Origin of the sequence: Bacillus sp. AP50 (assembly GCF_040492675.1) — a bacterium.
Classification (GTDB): domain Bacteria; phylum Bacillota; class Bacilli; order Bacillales; family Bacillaceae_G; genus Bacillus_A; species Bacillus_A cereus.
On the sequence record NZ_JBEUTW010000151.1, the window covers coordinates 1 to 4,926 of the forward strand.

The following is a 4,926-nucleotide window of genomic DNA, read 5'->3' on the forward strand; positions in this document are numbered from 1 at the left end:
ATTTATACAGTATTCATGTTTTATGCAAATGAGATTGTTTTTGATTAAGTGAATGAAAATGTTTGAGGTGATGACGATGCAGAAAATATTACGGTTTGAATTTTGGAAATAATTTTTGATATTCAGGGTTATGACGGAGGTCTTGTGTTAGGTTACTAAGCTCTAAAAAACGTATGTCCAGTACTTCAGGAGATTGACCGTAATGTGTTTGAAGTCCCATTTGAACACCCCTTTTTGAAAGGGTAGGTGTAATTTGTAATTTTCTTGCCTTTGATTGTTCATTCCAAGGGCTAAAATAAAATTTTAAAATAAATGAAGGATAGTCATAAATTATATATCCGTGCCGCGAATGATGTCTACCAGGTAAATATGCACCGTCTAGATGATTGTGAATAAATCTCCAAGCACATCCGAGATTTGGGTTATAAGGGAAGACACCGTGGTATCGCTGTTCTACTAAGGGGATAGAATATCTAGGCTTTGAATAATTATAATTATGATTATCTATCATTAAAATCATTCTAATCGCATACATGTTTTGGCCTAGTGTATGAAGAGATGAAAAAAATTCTTCAGTATTATTACAACAAAAGAATTCAGTAGTATTTAAAACGATTTTCCAACCTGAAACTTCTCTTTCAATTTCCATCACTTCAATATCAGTATTAGTTGGATCAAACTCAAGAAATCTTGAATTTCGTACTTCCCAGTGGGGTGCTAATAGTTTACAAATCTCTACGGAACGATCTGTAGACCCTCTATTAATTAAAATGCCGTGATCGAATATTTTCGTGTGATGCATAAGCCACCATGGAAGTAGGTATTCTTCATTATAAAAATGAGAAATGATTGTCTTTTTCATATTAATTCCCTCCTATACAAGCAATCATTATTAGTAGGATATGCTTTTAAATAAGAAAGGTTAAAAGTGGCAGACAATGTAGTGATTAGGTAGTAGTTTAGTAATTTTATTGTATAAGTGTAGATTACTCGTATTGAATCATCATAGGAGGAGATTGGAATTTTGTATAAATTGTGAATAATAAACCGTCACGTTTGACTGTACAGTTTATGTGTTGTATGATGTAAGTAATATAAACAAGGGGGGAAGATCGTTGGGAAGGTGTATCGAATCGGACAGTTGGCTCTCATGGCTCACGTGTCGAAACGAACGATTGATTATTATACGAATCTAGGTATCTTAAAAGCGGAGCGATCTCAATCTAATTATCGCTATTACGACGAAACAGCATTTGAGACATTACAATTTATTGAGAAGTGCAAAGAAATGCATATGCCGCTTTGTGAGATTAAAGAGAAAATCGAGGAGAAGAAGAAGCTGCTCGGTATCAATGAACACGTTTCGAAACAAGTGAATGAAGTGACAGACCATATTCATCAATTAGAAGTGGAGCTTACTGAGTTAAAGCCGCTTTTAGATGGATTGACTGATTCACAACGTGAAAAAATATCGAAATCTTTATCTGGTCAAACGACAGCTTTAATACAGACACTTGCTCTATTATTATAGAGTAAGTGAAATCCGACCTCTTTAATTTTTGTATCGGGCTATGTTTTCTAACAAACAAATAAGAAAACATTATAGTATACAGGAGGTGGACACCTTAGTTTTTTAACTAAGGGGATTCATTGGAAATATTTAATTTAGTCATGGTTGCGATTTTAATCGCATTTACTGGATTTTTCGTAGCAGCAGAGTTTGCGATTGTAAAGATACGTTCAAGCCGTATCGATCAGCTTGTTGCGGAAGGAAAACGCGGTGCTTTAGCAGCGAAAAAGGTAACAACAAATTTAGATGAATATTTATCTGCTTGTCAATTAGGTATTACAGTTACAGCTATGGGATTAGGTTGGTTAGGTGAACCGACAATTGAAAAGTTATTACACCCGTTATTTGAGAAATGGAACTTAAATCCTTCTATTTCATCAGTATTAACATTTGGTCTTGCTTTTATGATTATGACGTATTTACACGTTGTAGTAGGGGAATTAGCTCCGAAAACGATGGCAATTCAAAAGGCTGAAAGGGTAACGTTATTATTGGCAGGTCCATTAATGATGTTCTATAAAGTAATGTATCCATTTATTTGGGTATTGAACGGTTCAGCTCGTGTGATAACTGGTTTATTCGGTTTAAAGCCAGCTTCAGAACATGAAGTAGCTCATACAGAAGAAGAATTACGTCTTATCCTTTCAGATAGCTATGAAAGTGGCGAAATTAATCAAGCTGAATACAAGTATGTAAATAACATTTTTGAATTTGATAATCGTATTGCAAAAGAGATTATGGTACCGCGAACAGAAATCGTTGGTTTCTACCTGGAAGATTCAGTAGAAGAACACATGAAAGTAATCCAAAATGAGCGATACACACGTTATCCGATTTTTGGAGAAGATAAAGATGATATTATCGGTATGGTCAACGTAAAAGATTTCTTTATTCGATATATGACCGAGGATCAAAAAGATTTATCATCTATTCGCTCGTATATGCGTCCGATTATTGAAGTGATGGAAACGACTCCAATTCACGATTTATTACTTCAAATGCAGAAGAAGCGAATTCCGATGGCTGTTTTATATGATGAGTACGGAGGAACAGCCGGAATTGTAACGCTTGAAGATATCTTGGAGGAAATCGTCGGCGAAATTCGTGACGAATATGATGAAGATGAGGCACCGCCAATTCAACATGTGAACGAGCAACATATCATTGTTGATGGAAAAGTGCTTATTTCAGAAGTGAAAGATTTATTTGGATTACACATCGAAGAAGATGATGTGGATACAATCGGTGGATGGATTATGATGCAAAATCATGAAATCGAAGAAGGACAACACGTTGACGCGGAAGGTTATGAATTTAAAGTGTTAGAAAAAGACGCTTACCAAATTAAACGTGTTGAAATTCGTAAGATGGAACAAGAACAAGAAGAAGAGAAAGCAGCAACTGTGTAAGTTGCTGCTTTTCTTCTAAAAGTACAAAAAATGAGAACTTAGGAGCGGATATTTTGATTCAAGAAGCCTTACGTGTATATCGATTACAATTGTATGTGATCTTTAGTGGTTTACTACTTATGTGGACGATTACTCCGTTTGGAAAACAAGTGACAGGGTTCGGTATTGGATTAGCAGTAAGCGCCTATTGCCTTTGGTTATTAGCTCGCAGAGTGGAGAAACTCGGAAAAAGTATCGTAATAAAGGAAAAGGCTCCTGGATTAGGAGTTTTAAACCGATTTGCAGCTGCCATTTTAGGAGCTATCATCATGTATGAAATTGAGCATGAGATGGAAATGTGGGCATTCGGTACAGGTATTTTAGGTGGCCACTTTTTAATGATTGCAAATTTAGCGTATGCAAATATGCAGTTAGTGAAAGAAGAAGAGAAGCAAAGGGAACATGCTTCGAAAAACATAGAGCTATGATGAAAGGGACCTAATCGGGTTCCTTTTTTATTTTAGTAATTTGATACAAGTAAACAAATTAACGACAAATATAATACGCTTCTTTTTTGTGTTTTTCAATACTATGAAAAATAATAAAAATTTTTTAAAAAACCCATCGATTTCTAAAGGTTATGTATGTTATTATGACAAAAGACTTTTTGAAAGAGGTGGATACCAATGTTACAAGCGCTACTTATTTTTGTGCTACAAATTATTTACGTTCCAATTTTAACAATCCGTACGATTTTGCTTGTAAAGAATCAAACAAGATCCGCTGCTGGTGTTGGATTGTTAGAAGGAGCTATTTACATTGTCAGTTTAGGTATTGTGTTTCAAGATTTATCAAATTGGATGAACATCGTTGCCTATGTCATTGGCTTTAGTGCGGGACTGTTATTAGGCGGTTATATAGAGAATAAATTAGCAATTGGTTATATTACGTATCAAGTTAGTTTACTAGACCGTTGTAATGAATTAGTAGATGAATTACGTCACTCTGGATTTGGTGTTACAGTATTTGAAGGCGAAGGTATTAATTCTATACGTTATCGCTTAGATATCGTTGCAAAGCGTTCTAGAGAGAAAGAGCTTTTAGAAATCATTAATGAAATTGCACCGAAAGCGTTTATGTCTTCGTATGAAATTCGCTCGTTTAAAGGTGGATATTTAACGAAGGCGATGAAGAAAAGAGCGTTAATGAAAAAGAAAGATGAACATGCATCGTAAAAAAAGAGGAGTAGTGCTGCAGTAAAAGTGCAGTATAAGTCCAAATGTAAAAGAGAGGAATCTATTTTGATGTAGATTTCTCTCTTTTTTTATGAAAAATATTCATCTATTAATTCAAAAAAACTAAATCGTATAATTATTTTTTTTACTCATTCTCAAATTAATGATTAGCCATATAATTTGAAAAAATACCGGTATGATAAACGCAATTAATAAAACGATAAGTGATATTGATTTAATTTCAGGTGTTTGAATAACACCAGCCCCATCAACATCTCGTAGCCAAATAATAGCGGCCCATATTCCAAAAACGATAATCCAAAATATGTTACCAATCCACCAAGAAATCCATCGTTTTTTCATGTTAGCACCCCCTACATTTATCTACTGTTAAAAGTATATTTTCGTTCGTTACATTTATAATGAAACAACTTTAAAATCAGTTTTTAACTGTATATCTAACTTGTTTGAAGGTTACCATTTCTCCATCATCATTATCATCTTTCGTTTGGAAAAGTTGAACTTTTGGTTTGTAGTCTGTCCTATGAGCGTGTTCGATATCTTTAATGTTAAGCTTGTAGGATTCACCATTTTTTAGTTTTTGTTCCAACACTTTTTTATTAGCAACATAAATAAAAGTTACTTTATTTTCATCAATGCCTTTAGTTTTAATTTCTAATTCATTATCTTTTGCTGTGATCGTTGGTGTTAATAATTCCATACTGCCTTTCCC

The 4,926-nt window shown here is 34.1% G+C and carries 7 protein-coding genes; 4 read left to right on the forward strand and 3 right to left on the reverse strand.

The window, feature by feature from the left end; genetic code table 11:
• Nucleotides 1–88 precede the first annotated feature (88 nt).
• Nucleotides 89–862: a glycosyltransferase family 2 protein gene (locus ABWK52_RS13230; RefSeq protein ID WP_000750974.1), complete on the reverse strand. Its 774-nt coding sequence runs from the start codon at nt 860–862 to the stop codon at nt 89–91.
• A gap of 261 nt (nt 863–1,123) precedes the next feature.
• On the opposite strand from ABWK52_RS13230, the gene ABWK52_RS13235 reads away from it, so the two are divergent.
• The 4 genes from ABWK52_RS13235 to ABWK52_RS13250 all read left to right on the forward strand — a co-directional run bounded on the left by ABWK52_RS13235 (nt 1,124) and on the right by ABWK52_RS13250 (nt 4,193).
• Nucleotides 1,124–1,531: a MerR family transcriptional regulator gene (locus ABWK52_RS13235; protein WP_000285635.1), complete on the forward strand. Its 408-nt coding sequence runs from the start codon at nt 1,124–1,126 to the stop codon at nt 1,529–1,531.
• A gap of 119 nt (nt 1,532–1,650) precedes the next feature.
• Complete coding sequence (locus ABWK52_RS13240) at nt 1,651–2,979, forward strand: hemolysin family protein (RefSeq protein WP_000402256.1); 1,329 nt, start codon at nt 1,651–1,653, stop codon at nt 2,977–2,979.
• A 53-nt stretch (nt 2,980–3,032) separates the two neighbouring features.
• Nucleotides 3,033–3,446, forward strand: coding sequence for an ATP synthase subunit I (locus ABWK52_RS13245; RefSeq protein WP_098541104.1), 414 nt, complete (start codon nt 3,033–3,035; stop codon nt 3,444–3,446).
• Nucleotides 3,447–3,644: 198 nt separating this feature from the next.
• Nucleotides 3,645–4,193: a DUF2179 domain-containing protein gene (locus tag ABWK52_RS13250; RefSeq protein WP_000938438.1), complete on the forward strand. Its 549-nt coding sequence runs from the start codon at nt 3,645–3,647 to the stop codon at nt 4,191–4,193.
• Nucleotides 4,194–4,316: 123 nt separating this feature from the next.
• On the opposite strand, the gene ABWK52_RS13255 is transcribed toward ABWK52_RS13250, so the two are convergent.
• Together ABWK52_RS13255 and ABWK52_RS13260 are read right to left on the reverse strand one after the other, a co-directional pair.
• On the reverse strand, nt 4,317–4,556 hold the full coding sequence (locus tag ABWK52_RS13255) for a DUF3923 family protein (protein WP_000747679.1): 240 nt from the start codon (nt 4,554–4,556) through the stop codon (nt 4,317–4,319).
• Between the two features lie 76 nt (nt 4,557–4,632).
• Nucleotides 4,633–4,926 (reverse strand): hypothetical protein (locus ABWK52_RS13260; protein WP_353771955.1); only part of this gene is annotated, 294 nt, incomplete at its 5' end.